General features: G+C 61.4%; 17 protein-coding genes. 9 read left to right on the forward strand and 8 right to left on the reverse strand.

Features of this window, described 5'->3' with window-relative positions:
* Positions 1–25 precede the first annotated feature (25 nt).
* Positions 26–535: a protein-export chaperone SecB gene (gene secB, locus M1D34_RS15625; RefSeq protein WP_026169012.1), complete on the forward strand. Its 510-nt coding sequence runs from the start codon at positions 26–28 to the stop codon at positions 533–535.
* A gap of 106 nt (positions 536–641) precedes the next feature.
* Here secB and dnaQ read toward each other — a convergent pair whose 3' ends face one another.
* The 5 genes from dnaQ to M1D34_RS15650 all read right to left on the reverse strand — a co-directional run bounded on the left by dnaQ (position 642) and on the right by M1D34_RS15650 (position 4,466).
* Entirely contained in the window at positions 642–1,370 is a 729-nt protein-coding gene (gene dnaQ, locus M1D34_RS15630; protein WP_107607795.1) for a DNA polymerase III subunit epsilon, read from the reverse strand.
* Between the two features lie 193 nt (positions 1,371–1,563).
* A complete protein-coding gene (gene coaE, locus M1D34_RS15635; RefSeq protein WP_003531725.1) occupies positions 1,564–2,148 on the reverse strand; it encodes a dephospho-CoA kinase in 585 nt (194 codons plus the stop codon).
* Positions 2,145–3,005 carry a shikimate dehydrogenase gene (locus M1D34_RS15640; protein ID WP_027992957.1) on the reverse strand — a complete coding sequence of 287 codons (861 nt, stop codon included), beginning with the start codon at positions 3,003–3,005 and terminating at the stop codon, positions 2,145–2,147. The genes coaE and M1D34_RS15640 overlap by 4 nt, the downstream gene beginning before the upstream one ends.
* Entirely contained in the window at positions 2,998–3,597 is a 600-nt protein-coding gene (locus tag M1D34_RS15645) for a Maf-like protein (protein WP_498779810.1), read from the reverse strand. Before M1D34_RS15645 ends, M1D34_RS15640 begins: the two co-directional genes overlap by 8 nt.
* A 47-nt stretch (positions 3,598–3,644) precedes the next feature.
* A complete protein-coding gene (locus M1D34_RS15650; RefSeq protein ID WP_010968285.1) occupies positions 3,645–4,466 on the reverse strand; it encodes a pyruvate, water dikinase regulatory protein in 822 nt (273 codons plus the stop codon).
* Between the two features lie 405 nt (positions 4,467–4,871).
* Between M1D34_RS15650 and hemE the strand changes: the two genes are divergently transcribed.
* The 8 genes from hemE to M1D34_RS15690 all read left to right on the forward strand — a co-directional run bounded on the left by hemE (position 4,872) and on the right by M1D34_RS15690 (position 13,967).
* Positions 4,872–5,903, forward strand: a complete 1,032-nt coding sequence (hemE, locus tag M1D34_RS15655) for a uroporphyrinogen decarboxylase (RefSeq protein WP_003531729.1) — start codon at positions 4,872–4,874, stop codon at positions 5,901–5,903.
* A 10-nt stretch (positions 5,904–5,913) separates the two neighbouring features.
* Positions 5,914–6,456 carry a protoporphyrinogen oxidase HemJ gene (hemJ, locus tag M1D34_RS15660; protein ID WP_003531730.1) on the forward strand — a complete coding sequence of 181 codons (543 nt, stop codon included), beginning with the start codon at positions 5,914–5,916 and terminating at the stop codon, positions 6,454–6,456.
* Between the two features lie 195 nt (positions 6,457–6,651).
* Complete coding sequence (gene rho / locus M1D34_RS15665; protein ID WP_010970587.1) at positions 6,652–7,917, forward strand: transcription termination factor Rho; 1,266 nt, start codon at positions 6,652–6,654, stop codon at positions 7,915–7,917.
* Positions 7,918–8,270: 353 nt separating this feature from the next.
* Complete coding sequence (mnmE, locus tag M1D34_RS15670; RefSeq protein ID WP_498779814.1) at positions 8,271–9,590, forward strand: tRNA uridine-5-carboxymethylaminomethyl(34) synthesis GTPase MnmE; 1,320 nt, start codon at positions 8,271–8,273, stop codon at positions 9,588–9,590.
* 123 nt (positions 9,591–9,713) lie between these two features.
* Positions 9,714–11,585 carry a tRNA uridine-5-carboxymethylaminomethyl(34) synthesis enzyme MnmG gene (gene mnmG, locus M1D34_RS15675; protein WP_498779816.1) on the forward strand — a complete coding sequence of 624 codons (1,872 nt, stop codon included), beginning with the start codon at positions 9,714–9,716 and terminating at the stop codon, positions 11,583–11,585.
* A gap of 8 nt (positions 11,586–11,593) precedes the next feature.
* Positions 11,594–12,235, forward strand: coding sequence for a 16S rRNA (guanine(527)-N(7))-methyltransferase RsmG (gene rsmG, locus M1D34_RS15680; RefSeq protein ID WP_498781733.1), 642 nt, complete (start codon positions 11,594–11,596; stop codon positions 12,233–12,235).
* 14 nt (positions 12,236–12,249) lie between these two features.
* Positions 12,250–13,044 carry a ParA family protein gene (locus tag M1D34_RS15685; protein ID WP_013844943.1) on the forward strand — a complete coding sequence of 265 codons (795 nt, stop codon included), beginning with the start codon at positions 12,250–12,252 and terminating at the stop codon, positions 13,042–13,044.
* Between the two features lie 32 nt (positions 13,045–13,076).
* The gene (locus M1D34_RS15690; RefSeq protein WP_010970582.1) at positions 13,077–13,967 is read left to right on the forward strand and encodes a ParB/RepB/Spo0J family partition protein; all 891 of its coding nucleotides are present in this window, start codon (positions 13,077–13,079) and stop codon (positions 13,965–13,967) included.
* A 9-nt stretch (positions 13,968–13,976) separates the two neighbouring features.
* Here M1D34_RS15690 and holA read toward each other — a convergent pair whose 3' ends face one another.
* The 3 genes from holA to leuS are packed head-to-tail and all read right to left on the reverse strand — an operon-like array spanning position 13,977 to position 18,183.
* The gene (gene holA, locus M1D34_RS15695; RefSeq protein ID WP_010970581.1) at positions 13,977–15,008 is read right to left on the reverse strand and encodes a DNA polymerase III subunit delta; all 1,032 of its coding nucleotides are present in this window, start codon (positions 15,006–15,008) and stop codon (positions 13,977–13,979) included.
* Positions 15,009–15,020: 12 nt separating this feature from the next.
* On the reverse strand, positions 15,021–15,566 hold the full coding sequence (locus M1D34_RS15700; protein ID WP_003531740.1) for an LPS assembly lipoprotein LptE: 546 nt from the start codon (positions 15,564–15,566) through the stop codon (positions 15,021–15,023).
* Entirely contained in the window at positions 15,553–18,183 is a 2,631-nt protein-coding gene (gene leuS, locus M1D34_RS15705) for a leucine--tRNA ligase (protein ID WP_498779819.1), read from the reverse strand. Before leuS ends, M1D34_RS15700 begins: the two co-directional genes overlap by 14 nt.
* Between the last annotated feature and the right edge of the window lie 136 nt (positions 18,184–18,319).

Genomic DNA, 18,319 nt, shown 5'->3' on the forward strand with positions numbered 1-18,319 from the left:
CATTTCGAAGTCCGAGGAAACTCTTATGACGACTGATACCGCATCCAACGGCAACGGCAGTGCCCAGCAGCAGCAGAGCCCGTCGCTCAATATCCTGGCCCAGTACGTCAAGGACCTCTCCTTCGAGAACCCCGGCGCACCGCGTTCGCTGCAGGCTCGCGACCGCTCCCCGTCGATCAACATCAATGTCAATGTCAATGCCAATCCGCTGGCGGAGAATGATTTCGACGTTGTCCTGTCGTTGAGCGCCCAGGCGAAGGACGGCGACAAGATGCTCTTCAACGTCGAGCTCGCCTATGGCGGCGTCTTCCGCGTTGCCGGCTTCCCGCAGGAGCACATGCTGCCGCTGCTCTTCATCGAGTGCCCGCGCCTCCTGTTCCCCTTCGCGCGCCAGATCGTAGCCGACGCCACCCGCAACGGCGGCTTCCCGCCGCTGATGATCGATCCCATCGATTTCGCGCAGATGTTTGCCCAGCGCATGGCCGAGGAAAAGGTCCGCGCGCAGGTGGCCAATACCAACGACACGGCCAACTGATCGGTCCGAATGATTGGAAGACCCGGCTCACCGAGCCGGGTTTTTTTGTGCCGGGTCTATGCGATTCGGCTTGAGAAACCTCGCGGGCGCCGCAATACGGATAGGCCTAGACGGCTTCCGATCTGAGAACGTAATCGGCTTCGCTGTATTTCGACCAGATCGCATTCGCGCCGATCTTCGCGACGAGCGCCGCATGGGCGGCGATCTCGGCCTCCGTCAGCCGTGGCCGTAGGGGCCTTTCCCTTGTGACCACGACGACCGGTCCGTCGTCAGCCTCGATCGGCCGGTCACCTGCCTCCGTCACCACGAGACCGAGCGCGGCCTGGCGCCCGCCGATCATCTCGATATAGACCTCGGCCAGCAGCTCGGAGTCGAGCAGGGCTCCGTGCCTGGTTCGATGGGAGTTGTCTACACCGTAGCGACGGCAGAGCGCATCGAGCGAATTCGGCCCCATCGGGTGCTTGCGGCGGGCAAGAGCCAGAGTGTCGATAACCCGGTCGCTGCCGATCGGCGGCAGGCCGAGCCGCTCGAACTCCGCATTGATGAAGCCGATGTCGAAGGTGGCGTTGTGGGCGACCCAACGGGCATCGCCGAAGAAATCGACGATTTCCTGGGCGACATCGGCGAAGGGCGGCTTGTCCTTCAGGAACTCGTCGGTGATACCGTGGACGGCCAGCGCTTCCGGGTGAACCTTGCGCTCCCCCGGATTGATATAGATATGGATCGTGCGCCCCGTCGGAAACTGGTTCTCGAGCTCGATACCGCCGATCTCGATCACCCGGTCCTCGCGGTTGTCGAGGCCGGTCGTTTCCGTATCAAAGATGATTTCACGCATACGGGAGCCCTGTGGACGCTGTTTCGGGGCGAATCACCCGAAGCCGACCTCCATTCTTAATGGCATTTCGCCGTCATTTGAAGCTTCAGTGCCAGGTTTGCACCGATGATAGCGCATCGGTTCGCGAAGCGATCTAGCTCTTCGAAGTCGCCTCCGGACGGAGACACTGACACTTTTCCTGAAAGTGCGCTAACTAACCGGCCCGCAAATCATCGACGATCGCACGGATCTGCTGCCGCGTGACGTCGAAGCTGTCGCTTGTGTCGACGATATAGTCGGCGCGGGCGCGCTTCTCGCTGTCGGGCACCTGCCGCTTGAGGATCATCGCAAACTTCTCGGCGGTCATGCCCGGGCGCTTCATGACGCGTTCCCTCTGCATCTCCGGATCGCAGGTCACGACGACGATGCGGTCGAGGCGCGCCTCAGCCTTGGTCTCGAAGAGAAGCGGAATATCGAGCAGCACGAAAGGTGCACCGTCCGCTCTGTGCCGCGCAACGAACTCCTGCTCCTTGGCGCGCACCAGCGGATGGACGATCCGTTCCAGCTCGGCCAAACGCTCGGGTGCCGCAACAAGCCGCAGCGAAAGCTCGGCCCGGTCGATGACCCCGCCCTTGGCGACGCCCGGAAAGGCCGCTTCGACCGGAGCCACCGCTTCGCCGCTATAGAGCATATGCACCACTTCATCGGCATCGTTTACCGGCACGCCGAGTTCCCGGAACATGCCCGCAGCAGTCGATTTTCCCATTCCGATGGAGCCGGTAAGCCCGACGATGATCATGCGTGCCTGTCCATATCGCTGATGATGATCTGTCTTAGCGTTTCGTCGACGACCGGCCTCAGACCGAACCATTTTTCAAATCCGGGCACTGCCTGATGCAGAAGCATGCCAAGTCCGTCGACGACGCGGAAGCCCTGCTCTTCCGCCTGCCGCAACAGTGGCGTCTTCAATGGCACATAGACGATGTCGGTGACGACGGCGTCGGGTGCCAGGCCCGAAAAGTCGATCGCCGGCGCCGGCTCGCCGTCCATGCCGAGCGACGTCGTGTTGACGAAGAGGCCGGCGCCGGAAACGACTTCGGGAAGCGCCGCCATCGAATGTGCGTGCACCGCCGTGCCGAAGCGATCGGCCAGTTCCCTCGCCCTCTCGGGCGTGCGGTTCACCACATGGATCGTCTTGACCCCGCGGTCGCGGATCGCCTGGATCACGGCCCGGCTGGCGCCGCCGGCACCGAGAATCACTGCGGCCGAGATGCGGTCCCATCCTTTGGCGCGCTCGTCCAGATTGGCGACGAAGCCACGCCCGTCGGTGTTCGTCGCGCGGATTTTTCCATCCTCGAGCCAGAGCGTGTTGGCCGCACCGAGTTCGGCGCTCAGTTCGTCCGGCCGATCGGCCAGCCGGAAGGCGGCCTCCTTATGCGGAATCGTGACATTGCCGCCGCAGAAGTCGGTTCTTCCTTCCTTGATCTGCCGCATGAAATCGGGAAAGGCCTCGGGCGTAACTTCGTGGGCCCGGTAGCTCCCCCGAATTCCGAACTGTTTCAGCCAATGGCCATGAATGAGCGGCGATCGCGAATGCTTCACCGGATAGCCGGTGACAAAGGCATGGTTAACAAATGTTTCACGTGAATCATGCATCGATCGCACCCAGTTCGCGTAGTTTGGAGAGAAGCGGCAGCATCGGCAGGCCGAGTATGGTGAAATAATCGCCCTCGATCCTCTCGAAGAGCTGGATGCCCTCGCCTTCGAGCTGATAGGCGCCGACGCTTGTCAGCGCCTTCTCGCCCACCCTTGCAAGATGCCGATCGATGAAGCCGTCGCTCAATGGCCGCACGGTCATGTTCGCAGTCGAGACGTGCCGCCAAACGACCTCGTCGTTGCGCACGAGAACGATCGCGCTGTTGAGACTGTGCATCCTGCCCGAGAGCGACCGGAGATGTTCGGCGGCTTCCGTCATGTCCCGGGGCTTGTGATAGACGCGGGTTCCAAGCGACATCGTCTGATCCGAACCGATGACAAGGGCGTCCGGAAAATATCGTGCGACATCCTTCGCCTTGGCTTCGGCCAGCGCCAGCGCGACATCAGCCGGCGAAGCGCCAGACGCTTCCAGCGGCTGCTCGAGCGCACGCTCGTCGATCGCGGCGGCCCGGGCCTCGAAGGCCAGTCCTGCATTGGCAAGCAGAGCGCGACGAAAAGGACTGGCCGAGGCCAATATGAGCAAGGGTTTCATTTTCCGGTTCCGTGTTCGCGACCTGCAAGCTGTTCTTGCGGTTCGCTCTATCTAAGCCGCGGCCGCAGGGCAACGATTGCTGCGGCAGTCTCCTCTATCGAGCGCCGCGTTACGTCGATCAGCGGCCAGTTGTTGCGCGCGCAAAGCGAGCGGGCATATTTAAGCTCCTCGGCGATCGCCGCCCGATCGGTATAGTCTTCCCCGTGGAAGCTCTGCGTCGTTCCGAGCACGCGATGCTGGCGCACCTGGGAGAGACGCTCGGCCGAAGCGATAAGCCCGACGATGAGTGGTTTCGTCGCCTTCAGGAGCGCATCGGGCAGGGGCACGCCCGGCACGATCGGTATGTTGGCCGTCTTTATACCGCGATTGGCGAGATAGATGCTCGTCGGTGTTTTCGACGTGCGGCTCACGCCCACAAGGACCACATCCGCCTCGTTGAAATCGGAGGGGACCTGACCGTCGTCATGATCCATCGTGAAGTTCAACGCCTCGATCCGGGCGAAATATTCGGCATCCATGACATGCTGCGCACCCGAGCGGCGGCGCGAGGGCGAGCCGAGATAGGATTGGAAAAGTTCAATGATCGGGTCGAGGACCGAGACGCAGGGCACGCCGATCTCGCGGCATCTCTGATCGATGAGGCCGGCAAGTTCCCGGTCGACGATCGTGTAGAGTACGATTCCCGGTGCCCCGTCGACCGCGTCCATGACCTGCATCAGCTGCTTCCGGTTGCGGATCAGCGGATAGACGTGTTCCAGCGCATGGGAGGACTGGAATTGCGCAGCAGCCGCTCGGCCGGCGGCGATCAGAGTTTCGCCGGTCGAATCGGAGATCAAATGCAGATGGAAGTAGTTTTTGCGGTTCTCCACGCAATTCTCCGCGGTCTGTTGATAAGGCGGGACAAAAACAGCTAACGGCGGCGCCTGGCTTCAGGCAAGTGGAAAAGCGGCGACTTGTTCACATCTGACACCTAACCGGAAATCTCTTGCCCGGGCATGTGGACAAGACTCATGGCCACGACAAATTGTCACGCAGATCGACTCCTCATCCACAGGAACCGCAAACTCCCGATCGCCGGCAAGGGGCTGACTCTGCAGTGTTTTCCCGGGTTTCCCCGCTTACAGCGCAATTCGGCCGGAATCTCTCCCGCCTCTTTGCCGGAGATTGACGCGGACTGGATAGGATGAGGATTGATTTTAATCCTTGATACCCACCGACTCTAAGAAATAGAAACCTTATAAATTCAGTTTTATTTTTAGATTAGGAAGCGGCAAGTGAGCGAAACGCATCGCAAAGTGCTGGAGGTTTTGAGCGGGAGAGCGCTCACCCCTCCCCCCATCTGGCTGATGCGACAAGCGGGACGCTATCTCCCCGAATACAGGGCGGTGCGCGCGAAGGCCGGAAGCTTTCTCGATCTCTGTTACACGCCGGACCTCGCGGTCGAAGTGACGTTGCAGCCGATCCGCCGCTACGGCTTCGATGCCGCGATCCTTTTCTCCGATATTCTCGTGATACCCGATGGGCTCAAGCGCAATGTTCGTTTCGAAGAGGGACAGGGTCCACGGATGGATCCGATCGACGAGGACGGGATTGCCCGGCTGAGCCCCGATGGCGTCATCGCTCACCTGGCTCCGGTTTTCGAGACCGTCTCCCGGCTGAGACGCGAACTGCCGACGGAAACCACGCTCCTCGGCTTCTGCGGGGCACCGTGGACGGTGGCGACCTATATGATCGCCGGCCGCGGAACGCCGGACCAGGCGCCTGCGCGTCTTTTCGCCTATCGTCATCCCAAGGCTTTCGAGCGGCTTCTGACGCTGCTCGCCGACATTTCCGCCGACTATCTGGTAAAACAGATCGATGCCGGCGCCGATGCTGTGCAGATATTCGATTCCTGGGCCGGCGTGCTCGGCGAGGAGGAGTTCCAGCGTTTCGCGATCGAGCCGGTCCGGCGGATGATCGCATCCGTGCGCGCGCGCCGCCCCTCGGCCAAAATCATCGCTTTCGCCAAGGGTGCGGGCCTCCTGCTGAAGAATTATCGGCAGGCGACCGGTGCGGATGCGATCGGCCTCGACTGGTCGGTGCCGCTCGCCTTCGCCGCCGAATTGCAGAAGGACGGGCCGGTTCAGGGCAATCTCGATCCGGTGCGGGTCGTGGCCGGTGGCGCGGCCCAGGAGCATGGAACCGACCGCATCCTGGACGTCCTCGGCCAGGGGCCGCTGATCTTCAATCTCGGCCACGGCATAACGCCGGACGCCGATCCGGATCACGTTGCCGCACTCGTCGCCCGCGTTCGAGGATCGCGATGAAAGGGCAGCGATGAGAGGGGAACGCCAAACCGACAGCGGGCCGGGCAAACGGGCTCGGCTTCGTGCGGCAATCGCGGTCTCGGCCTTTGCGGCTTTGCTGATCGGCCTCTTCGCCGGGCAGCCGGACGACCTCTATCTGTGGATCAAGGCGCTCCACATCATTGCGGTGATCTCCTGGATGGCGGCGCTGCTCTACATGCCGCGCCTGTTCATCTATCACACCGATGCAGCGCCCGGATCGGAACAGTCCGAGACCTTCAAGATGATGGAACAGCGACTGCTCAAGGTCATCATGAATCCGGCCATGATGATCTCATGGGTGCTCGGACTTTACCTCGCCTGGAGCGTCTATGGCTTTGTCGGGGGTTGGCTGCATGCGAAGATTCTCTGCGTTTTTCTGCTGACGCTGGTGCATGTGCATTTCAGCCGCGCGGTGAGAGCCTTCCAGCGGGACGAGAATCGCCGCGACGCGCGCTATTGGCGGCTGATGAACGAGGCGCCAACCCTGCTGATGATCGCCATCGTCATCCTTGTCGTGGTGAAACCATTTTGAATTCAATCGATTCGCAGCTGCAATAGTTGCTGCTAAATTGCCGCGACCCCTTGCGGCGTTTCACGTGAATCGCTATTTTCCCTCATCTCCTTCTTCCTGTGGCCTGTGACGAAGTTTTAGAGCCTGCCTCTTCCCCCTTGCAGCTCCCTTACAAATCGCGCCGGCTCCCAATCCCCTATCAAGCACGGACCCTTCATGGCTGAAATGAAGCTTCAAGAACTTAAGAACAAGACGCCGACCGACCTCCTGGCTTTTGCCGAAGAGCTCGAGGTGGAGAATGCCAGCACGATGCGCAAGCAGGAGCTGATGTTCGCGATCCTCAAAATGCTGGCTCAGCAGGAAATCGAGATCATCGGCGAGGGCGTCGTCGAGGTCCTTCAGGACGGATTTGGCTTCCTGCGCTCGGCCAATGCGAACTATCTCCCGGGTCCTGACGATATCTATATTTCGCCTTCGCAGATCCGCCGCTTCTCGCTGAAGACCGGCGACACGGTCGAGGGCCCGATCCGCGGGCCGAAGGAAGGCGAACGCTATTTCGCACTTCTGAAGGTCAACACGATCAACTTCGACGATCCGGAGAAGATTCGCCACAAGGTTCACTTCGACAACCTGACGCCGCTCTATCCGAACGAGCGCTTCAAGATGGAACTCGAGGTTCCGACGTCCAAGGATCTCTCGGCGCGAGTCATCGATCTTGTCGCACCGCTCGGCAAGGGCCAGCGCGGCCTGATCGTAGCGCCGCCGCGCACCGGTAAGACGGTGCTTCTCCAGAACATCGCGCATTCGATCACGGCGAACCATCCGGAGTGCTACCTGATCGTCCTCTTGATCGACGAGCGGCCGGAGGAAGTCACGGACATGCAGCGCTCGGTCAAGGGCGAAGTGGTGTCCTCGACCTTCGACGAGCCGGCAACGCGCCACGTCCAGGTCGCCGAGATGGTGATCGAAAAGGCCAAGCGTCTGGTGGAACACGGACGCGATGTGGTGATCCTGCTCGACTCGGTCACCCGTCTCGGCCGCGCCTACAACACGGTCGTTCCCTCCTCGGGCAAGGTTCTGACCGGCGGTGTCGACGCAAACGCCCTGCAGCGCCCGAAGCGCTTCTTCGGCGCTGCGCGCAACATCGAGGAAGGCGGTTCGCTGACGATCATAGCAACGGCGCTGATCGACACCGGTAGCCGCATGGACGAAGTCATCTTCGAAGAGTTCAAGGGCACCGGCAACTCCGAAATCGTGCTCGACCGCAAGGTGGCCGACAAGCGCATCTTCCCGGCTATGGACATTCTGAAGTCCGGCACGCGTAAGGAGGACCTCCTGGTCCCGCGTCAGGACCTGCAGAAGATCTTCGTGCTGCGCCGCATTCTCGCGCCGATGGGCACGACCGACGCGATCGAGTTCCTTATCGACAAGCTGAAGCAGACGAAGACCAATGGCGACTTCTTCGACTCGATGAATACGTAAGAGCGAGACTTTCTTTCTCGGGAGAGAGGCCGGCGTGTCCACCGCCGGCCTCTTCGTGCATCTGGGATGCAGCACATCCTCCTGCCGCCATTCTTTCCCCTGTCGATTGTCCGTCCCGGTCGAGCCCGATGCGGGAGTGATTCACGTGAAACGCCGGGGGAGATGCGCCCGAAACAGGGCGGCACTTGATTTCGAGCTAAGCTCGGTGCATAAGGCCGCTTCGCTTTAGCCCGACGAGCGTCGCACAGTTGCGCTTCCGATTGGCTCTGCCCGATTCCCAATGTTCAAGATGCCATGATGGCGGGTATGGCCTGCGTCGAACCCTGCTCGTCATCCCGTAAACCGGTAAGCTGATGCTATCCACCGATACGATCTACGCGCTTTCGAGCGGTTCGCTGCCTGCAGGAGTTGCCATTATCCGCGTGAGCGGTCCGGAGACCGCTGATGCGCTGGTGCGACTTTGCGGAATCCTGCCCCCGCCGCGCATCGCAACGCTCAGAACGATTCGGACTCGAAACGGTGAAACGCTGGATAGCGGCCTGGTGCTCTATTTCCCGGCGCCGGCGTCTTTCACCGGCGAAGATTGCTGCGAATTGCAGGTTCACGGCGGACGGGCCGTGGTGAGCGCCATTCTCGACGAGCTTGCCGCAACCGGCGGCCTACGGCATGCGGAGGCCGGAGAATTCGCAAGGCGGGCCTTTCAGAATGGCAAGCTGGATCTGGTCGAGGTGGAGGGGCTGGCGGACCTGATTGCGGCAGAGACGGAAATGCAGCGTCGTCTCGCCATAGAGCAGTCCGGTGGCGGGCAGTCCGCACTCTATGCCGGTTGGGCCCGACGGCTGACCCATTCGCGTGCAATGATCGAGGCGGAGCTCGACTTTGCGGATGAGGACGATGTTCCGGGTTCTGTCAGCGCGATGATCTGGGACGATGTCGGCAGGCTCCGACAGGAGATAGATGGACATATCGCGCGCGCCGGCTTGGCCGAGATCATTCGGGACGGGCTCAAGATCGTCATTGCCGGTGAGCCGAACGCAGGCAAGTCGAGCTTGCTGAACGCCCTGGCGCGAAGGGACATCGCTATCGTGACGGAGGTCGCGGGAACGACACGCGACGTACTGTCCGTGGATCTTTCCTTAGCCGGATTCTCAGTTAAACTCTTCGATACGGCTGGGCTTCGTGAAACGGACGAGCTTGTGGAGCGGGAGGGTATTCGGAGAGCGCGGCAGGTTATCGCCGATGCCGATCTTGTCCTCCTATTATCGGAAAAACCGGGATATTTTCGGATTGATGAGGTTCTTCCGGAAAACGTGCCCGTTATTCGGGTCGCAACCAAGGTTGACCGCCCTTCGCCGAGTTGGGCTCCCTCGGATGCGGACATCTTTCTGTCCACGAGGACCGGTGAAGGCATGGCCGATCTGTTGACGGCGCTGCAGTCGCATCTCCCCGATCTGGCCGGTAGGACAGCCTTGGCGATGCCCACGCGGAAGCGCCATGTCGATTGCCTGCGACAGGCCAGTGTGGCACTGGAGCGCAGCCTGATTTCTTCCGACCTCGAACTGCGTGCGGAGCAGCTTCGGCAAGCAGCCGATGCCCTGGGCAGGATAACCGGGCGGGTCGATGTAGAGAACCTTTTGGACGTGATATTCTCCGAGTTCTGTATCGGAAAGTAACCCGGCCGACGATACAACGCAGGCGAGTCATTGCGCGCGTTTCACGTGAAACGCTCTTGACTCAATCGTATGAACTGACAATCAAGGCGGAAGCCGGAAAAGGGTCTAGGCTGGAGCATGTCTATGACGGACTATGATGTCATCGTGATTGGTGGAGGCCACGCGGGCTGCGAAGCTGCCTCGGCTTCTGCGCGGCTCGGCGCCCGTACGGTCCTCATTACGCATAGAATGGATACCATCGGGGTAATGTCCTGTAACCCCGCGATCGGCGGGCTGGGCAAGGGCCATCTGGTCCGGGAGATCGATGCACTCGACGGCCTCATGGGACGTGTGGCCGATGCTGCCGGCATCCAGTTCCGGCTACTCAACCGGCGCAAGGGGCCGGCAGTGCGCGGCCCACGGACGCAGGCGGATCGCAAGCTGTATCGCGAGGCAATGCAGCGGGAGATCAGCGGGATCGAAAACCTCTCGGTGATTGAAGGCGATGCCTTCGATCTGGTGACAGAGGACGGTGTGGTTTGTGGCACGGCTATGAAGGACGGGCGGGTCTTTCGGGCGGCAGCCGTCGTTCTTACGACCGGCACGTTTCTAAAGGGCCTCATCCATATCGGTCAGCGCAAGATTCCGGCCGGACGCGTGGGTGAGGAACCGTCCCTAGGCCTCTCCGGGACACTGCGGCGTTTCGGCCTGCAGCTTGGCCGATTGAAGACCGGCACGCCGGCGCGCTTGGACGGGCGCACGATTGACTGGGACCGCGTCGGGCGCCAAGGTCCGGACGAAAACCCGGTTCCGTTCTCGTTCATGACCGATGCAATCATCAATCGTCAGATTGATTGCGGCGTAACGCGAACCACGGATGCAACGCACAAGATCATCGCCGATAACATTCACCAATCCGCGATGTATTCGGGACAGATCGAAGGCGTCGGCCCACGCTATTGCCCCTCTATCGAGGACAAGATCGTTCGCTTCGGCGAGAGGGACGGTCACCAGATATTTCTGGAGCCGGAAGGACTGGACGATGACACCGTTTATCCGAACGGGATCTCGACCTCCCTTCCCGAGGATGTGCAGGACGCCTTCATTCGTACAATTCCGGGGTTAGAGCAGGTCAAGATTCTGCAGCCGGGCTACGCGATCGAGTACGACCACGTCGATCCGCGGGAGCTGGAACTGTCCTTGGGCGTGCGCAAAATGCCCGGACTATTTCTTGCGGGGCAGATCAACGGCACAACGGGATACGAAGAGGCAGGAGCTCAGGGGCTCGTTGCCGGTTTGAATGCCGCGCTTCGCTCGATCGGCCGCGCTCCACATTTCTTCAGCCGCACCGACTCCTACATCGGGGTGATGATCGATGACCTGACTTCGCGGGGCATAACCGAACCCTATCGCATGTTCACGTCGCGGGCGGAATACAGGCTGTCGTTGCGCGCAGATAATGCGGACATGCGGTTGACTCCGGCGGGTATTACCCTCGGATGTGTCGGCGACGCGCGCCGTCAGCGCTTCGAGGCATGGAAGCATTCCTATGAGACGGGACGCACGCTCCTCCAGTCTCTTTCAGTCACGCCAAGCGAAGGCAAGCGTTTCGGCCTGAAGCTCAATCAGGACGGACAGCGTCGGACCGCTTTCGATATCCTCTCCTACCCGGACCAGTCGATCGCCGCCTTGAAGCCGCTTTGGCCTGAACTTCAAACCATTCCTGCCGGAGTGGTCGAGGCGCTGGAGATCGATGCGGCCTATGCTGTCTACATGGAGCGTCAGGCCACTGACATTGCCGGTGTAAGGCGGGATGAAAATACGTCCATACCGGATGATTTCGACTACGAGGTGCTTCCCGGGCTTTCGAACGAGCTTAAGCAAAAGCTGGCACAACACAAACCGAGGAACCTCGCCCAGGCCATGAAAGTCGATGGCGTGACGCCAGCGGCTATATCTCTCATTTTGTCTTGGCTGCGCAGGCAGGATCGCCAAGCACAACGTGTGGGTGGGTAAGGTATACAATGCAAGCGAGTCTCACTCAGGCACTGAACGGATTGCGTGTTTCACGTGAAACGGTTCAAAAGCTCGAACATTTTGCCGCCCTCTTCCAGAAATGGGCGCGATCGATCAACCTCGTCGCGCCGTCGACGCTAGAGGATTTATGGCGGCGCCATATCCTCGATAGTCTCCAGCTTTACCAACTCTCCCCTGGGCCGAAGACCTGGGTCGATCTCGGAAGCGGCGGCGGATTTCCCGGGGTCATTACGGCGATTTGCCTCTCGGAGGCAGAGGGCGGATGGGCCCATCTGGTGGAGAGTAATAACAAGAAGGCCGCATTCTTGCGCGTTGCGCTGAGGGAAACCGGAGCCAGGGGTTCCGTTCATCCGATTCGAATCGAGGCAGCGCCCGCCGAAATCCCGAGTTGCGACGCGATTTCGGCGCGTGCGCTCGCCGATCTGAGCCAATTGCTCGACTATTGTGCTCCATGGATGCTCGCTGAAGGCTCCGGAACGGTCGCTTTCTTTCACAAAGGGCGGGATTATCAGCAGGAAGTCGACAAAGCCGTTAGCCGCTTTCAATTCGATCTGATAAAACATGCAAGTGTCGTCGAGCCGGATTCGGTTGTGCTCGAGATTGCAAATCTTTCACGTCGGACGAAGTGATAGGCGAGCGAAACATGTTTGGCCCAAAGAATCGGATTATCACTATTGCCAATCAGAAGGGCGGCGTCGGCAAAACGACGACGGCCATCAATCTTGCGACGGCGCTCGCCGCCATCGGCGAAAGGGTGCTGATCGTCGATCTCGATCCGCAGGGCAATGCCAGCACCGGGCTCGGGATCCAGCGTCGTGCCCGGCATCTGTCTTCCTATGAGTTGATGATGGGGACCCATTCCATCGGCCAGATTGCACAGGATACGGCGGTGCCGAATCTTGCCATCGTGCCTTCGACCATGGATCTGCTCGGCGTCGAAATGGAAATTTCCAAGGAATCGGACCGCGTCTTCAGGCTTCGAAAGGCTTTGGCTTCGGTGGATGCCCTCGCCTATTCCTATGTGCTGGTAGACTGCCCGCCCTCCTTCAATCTCTTGACGATGAATGCGATGGCGGCGGCGCATTCGGTTCTCGTGCCATTGCAGTGCGAGTTTTTTGCGCTTGAAGGCTTGAGCCAGCTGTTGGAGACGGTGGATCAGGTGCGGCAGACGGTCAATCCGGGCCTCGATATCCAGGGTATCGTACTGACTATGTTCGATTCCCGGAACAATCTCGCCCAGCAGGTCGTCAGCGACGTCCGCTTGCACTTGGGGGATAAGGTTTATCATACCCTCATTCCCCGCAATGTGCGGGTGTCCGAGGCACCTTCCTATGGTAAGCCGGCCATTCTGTATGACCTTAAATGCGCCGGAAGTCAGGCTTATCTCCAGTTGGCCTCGGAAGTCATTCAGCGCGAAAGGCAGCGGAAGGCCGCCTAATCGTTTCGGTATCGTAATTAATTGGGTGTCAGATGAACGACGACAGCTCCAAGAGGCGTCTGGGTCGCGGCCTTGCCGCTTTGATCGGCGAAATGGATCAGCCGCTGCACACCGGCGCTGCTCCCGCCGCCACCATCAGCGCCGATCGGCGGATCCCGATCGAGTTCGTTTCCCGTAACCCTCGCAACCCCCGCCGGCAGTTCGATGAGGCCGAGCTCCAGGACCTTGCAAGCTCGATCCGTCAGCACGGGATCGTTCAGCCGGTCGTCGTGCGCACCATCGGTCACGAACGATATGAGATCATCGCCGGCGAAAGGCGCTGGCGCGCGGCGCAACTTGCCGGCTTCACCGAAATACCGGTCATCGTGCGCGATGTCGACGACAGGACGGCGCTCGAAATCGCCATCGTCGAGAATGTTCAGCGCTCCGACCTCAATCCCCTCGAAGAGGCCCTGGGCTACGAGCAACTGATCGCGGAACACGGCTACACGCAGAACGATCTCGGCGACATCATCGGCAAGAGTCGAAGCCATGTTGCGAACAGCCTGCGCCTTCTGAAGCTGCCGGAGCCCGTGCGCGACATGCTTTCCGATGGCAGCCTTTCCGCGGGCCATGCCCGCGCGCTTATACCCACATCGGACCCGGTGGCATTGGCGCGCGCGGTCGTCTCGAAGGGTCTCTCGGTTCGCGAGGCCGAACGGCTGGCGCAGAACGATATCAAGTCGCAGAACGATCCCAACTACGCAAAGGGCCGCCAGCGCGAGGAAAAGGACGCCGATACGCTGGCGCTGGAGCGCACCCTGTCGGATAGCCTCGGCCTCGAAGTGAGTGTCAACCACAAGGCCAGCGGCGGGCATCTCAAGATCACATATAAGACGCTCGATCAACTGGAAGAGATTTGCCGGCTGCTCGAACGGCGTTGAAGTACAAACTCAACGCCTCGCCGACTGGATGGTGATCGCCAGGAGATTCTGGATCACCAGGCTTTCCTCGAGGCTCTGGCGGCTGCGGCTTTGATAGATCGTCGCCTGCAGGCGGCCCAATTCGCGTCGAATCGCCGGCCCGGTCCAGTGTTTCAGCGCCGCCTCGACAACCGGCTTGCGGCGGAAGTGCAGGCCGCGGCCGAGGCTTGCGACGACCTGGCCCGCAGACTGGCGGCTCGCATCCATTTCGGCTCGCATCACGTCGAGCTGCTGGAATTGCCTGAGGCAGGCCTGAAGCACCAGGAAAGGCGGCGTCTTGGATGTCGTGATCTTCTTCATCGCATGCAGCAGCGCGTCGGCGTCGCCCTTCAACACCGCATCGACCGCATCGTCGACCGAAATGGCGCTGGCGTCGCCGACGATACCGAGGACGTCATCCTCATCGACCATATCCTTGCCGCGGCAATAGAGGGCGAGTTTGCGAAGCTCGTTGCGCGAAGCCATGCGGTCGCCCCCGAGCGCCTCGACGAGGCGTTCGCGCGCGGCGGGACCGATGCGCAGGCCCGCTTCCGAAAGTTCCGTGTCGACAAGTGCCTGCAGGCCCCTGATGTCGTCGCTGTAGCAGGCGATCGAAGCGACGGAGCGGGAAGTCTCGCCAACCTTCCTGAGCGCCGCCCCCTTCTTGAGGTCGCCGGCTTCGACGATGAGACGGGCGCCGGCCGGGGGATCGGCCGCGAGGATCTGCAGCGCTTCGGTGAGCGCCTTCTCAGCGGACGCGCCGCGCACCCAGACCAGCTTGTCGCCGCCGAACAGGCCGATGGCATTGACTTCGTCAAGCACGCTACCGGCGCCCTGCAACGTAGCTGCGTCCAGCTTGACGACGGCGAAGGGATCATCGAGGGGGATGCCGAAGCTGCCGGCGAGCTCGGACGCGCGTTCCGAGACGAGGCCGCGATCGGGACCGTAGAGCAGGAAAAGCCGGTAGATCGCCGCAGATCGCTGCAGGAAACTATCGAATTCGTGCGACTTGACCTCGCTCATCTGACGATCGGATCAGCGGCCGAGGGCGGCTGCAAGGTCGGCCCCGATAATCTCCGCCAGCTCCTTGGCGGCGCGGTTCTCGCCGTCGCGCACGGCGCGAATCTTGGCGAATTCCTGCTGGGGGAAATCGACCAAGGCGACGGCCGTCCGGTTGCCCGCCTTCACGGTCTCGCCGGTGGCGGTCTTGGTCAGGTTGTAGTCGGCCTTCACGACGATGCGGCCGGCTCCGGCGTCGTCGTCGTCATGGTCATTATCCGTGCTCTCATAGAGCACGCCCATTGTCCGGTGCGAGACGCTAAGCGCCAGATGGTATTGCGGATTGACCGGTTCGCCCTGGCCGCGCGACGTCAGAAAGACGAGGGCATTTCGGACTTCCTGCTCGACGCGGTCGTCGGCTTCCGAAATCTCGATCGCGGCAAGCGCGATCGACGTCGAGCCAGTCGGACCGTCGGAATAAAGGGGCCTGACCTGGCAGCCGCCGAGTACCGCAAGCGACAATGCGCCGGCTACGAAGCCCAAGGACCGAAGACGGAAGCCAGCTATATCAGACAACGACATTGACGATCCTCTGAGGCACGACGATGATCTTCTTCGGGCGGCCGCCGTTGAGCGCGGCCTTGACGGCATCCAGCGCGAGCACGGCGCTTTCGATCGCACTCTGATCTGCGTCGCGCGCGATTGTCAAATCGGCACGCTTTTTCCCGTTGATCTGGACCGGCAGCGTGATCTCGTTCTCGACGATGAGCGCAGGATCGAATTTCGGCCAAGGCCTCTCGGCGATGAGACCTTTGCCGCCGATCTCCCGCCAGCATTCTTCCGCAAGATGCGGCATCATCGGCGCGATCAGGTTGATCAGGATCGCGGCGGCGTCCTTTACCGCAGCAGTCAGAGCGTTGTCCGCCTTGCCGCTCGCGACCTGCGTCAGCGGGGCGGCCATGGCGTTCACCAGCTCGTAGATACGTGCGACCGCCTTGTTGAAGGCGAGCTTGTCATAGTCCGCCTCTACCGCCTTGAGCGTGCGATGTGCGGCCTGGGACACGGCAAGCCCCTCGCCTCCGCTTGCCGGCGCGGCATCGACGGCACGCAGCCTCTCCGCGGCCTCGGTCAGAAGACGCCAGACGCGCTGCACGAAGCGATGGGCGCCTTCGACGCCTGCCTCGGACCAGATGACGTCGCGATCCGGCGGCGAATCGGAGAGCACGAAGAAACGTGCCGTGTCGGCACCGTAGGAGCCGATGATGTCATCCGGGTCGACGACGTTCTTCTTCGACTTCGACATCTTCTCGATCGAGCCGATGGCGACTTCCTCGCCGGTCTCGATGTGGACCGCGCGCCGCTGTCCGTCGACTTCCTCCACGCGGATCTCGGCGGGCGTGATCCATTCCCGCTGCGCGCCTTCGCCGCGGCTATAGGTCTCGTGGACGACCATGCCCTGCGTGAACAGCCCCTTGAAGGGCTCGTCCAGCGCCACATGGCCGGTCGCCTTCATCGCGCGGGTGAAGAAGCGCGAATAGAGCAGATGCAGGATCGCGTGCTCGATGCCGCCGATATACTGGTCGACCGGCAGCCAGTGATTGGCCGCTTTCGGATCCGTCGGGTTGTCCTCCCAGGGCGCCGTAAAGCGGGTGAAGTACCAGGAGGAATCGACGAAGGTATCCATCGTGTCGGTTTCCCGGCGCGCGTCCTTGCCGCATTGCGGGCAGGCGACGTGACGCCAGGTCGGGTGACGATCGAGCGGATTGCCGGGTTTGTCGAAGGTCACGTCCGGCGGCAGCGTCACGGGCAGATCTGCCTTCGGCACCGGAACGACGCCGCAGTCGTCACAGTGAATGACCGGGATCGGGCAGCCCCAGTAGCGCTGGCGGGAAATGCCCCAGTCGCGCAGGCGGAAATTGACCTTGCGCTCCGCGCGCGGCGTGCCGTTCAGCAGATCGTTTTCGAGCCTGGAGGCGACGGTCTCGAACGCCTCTTCCGCCGAAAGCCCGTCGAGGAAGCGCGAATTGATCATCACGCCGTCGCCGTCATAGGCCTCGTCGCCGATCGTGAAGGTCTGCGGATCGGCATCCTTCGGCATCACCACCGGAACGACCGGCAGATCATATTTGCGGGCGAAGTCGAGGTCGCGCTGGTCGCCCGAGGGGCAGCCGAAGATGGCGCCCGTGCCGTAGTCCATCAGCACGAAATTGGCGACGTAGACCGGCAGCTCCCAGTTCGGATCGAAGGGATGCCGTGCGCGTATGCCGGTGTCGATGCCCTTCTTCTCCGCCGTTTCCAGTGCGGCGAGCGACGTGCCGGCGCGCCGGCATTCCTCGCAGAAGGCTTCGATCTCGGCGTTCTTGGCTGCGGCATCCCTGGCGAGCGGATGATCGGCGGAGATCGCCAGGAAGGAGGCGCCGAACAGCGTGTCCGGCCGCGTCGTATAGACCGTGACTTCCTTTTCCTCGCCGGGGACCGTCGCCGGATCGAGCTCCCAGCGGACCGAAAGCCCTTCTGAGCGGCCAATCCAGTTCTTCTGCATCAGCCGCACTTTTTCGGGCCACTCGTCGAGCGTGTCGAGCGCGTCGAGCAGATCCTGGCTGAAGTCGGTGATGCGGAAGAACCATTGCGTCAGCTCGCGCTGTTCAACGAGCGCGCCGGAGCGCCAGCCGCGGCCTTCTATTACCTGCTCGTTGGCAAGCACGGTATTGTCGACCGGGTCCCAGTTGACCTTCGACTGCTTTCGGTAGACCAGGCCTTCTTCCAGGAAATCGAGGAAAAGGTGCTGCTGGCGCTGGTAATATTCGGGATCGCAGGTCGCAAATTCCCGGCTCCAGTCGAGCGAAAGCCCCATGACCTTGAGCTGCGCCTTCATCGAGGCAATGTTCTGGTACGTCCAGCTCGCCGGATGGACGCCGCGCTCCATGGCGGCGTTTTCCGCCGGCATGCCGAAGGCGTCCCAGCCCATCGGGTGCAGCACGTTGAAGCCGCGGGCGCGCTTGTAGCGGGCGACCACGTCGCCCATCGTGTAATTGCGCACGTGACCCATGTGGATCCGTCCGGATGGATAGGGGAACATCTCCAGGACGTAATATTTGTCGCGCGGATCGTCGTTCTTCGTCTCGAAGACCTTGCCCGCTTCCCATTGGTGCTGCCAGCGCGGTTCGGCATCGCGCGGATTATATCGTTCGGTAGCCATGTCTTTGTCGATGTTCCGGAAATTCTGCCGGGCGCGAGCGCCCGCGTGATAGCTGGCGTGACCTTCACCACGAAACGCCCCAAGCGTCAAGTTTTGAAGGTTTCGCCAGGCGGTCCACCCGATTCGCAGTGCAAAC

The organism is Ensifer sp. D2-11 (assembly GCF_054161295.1).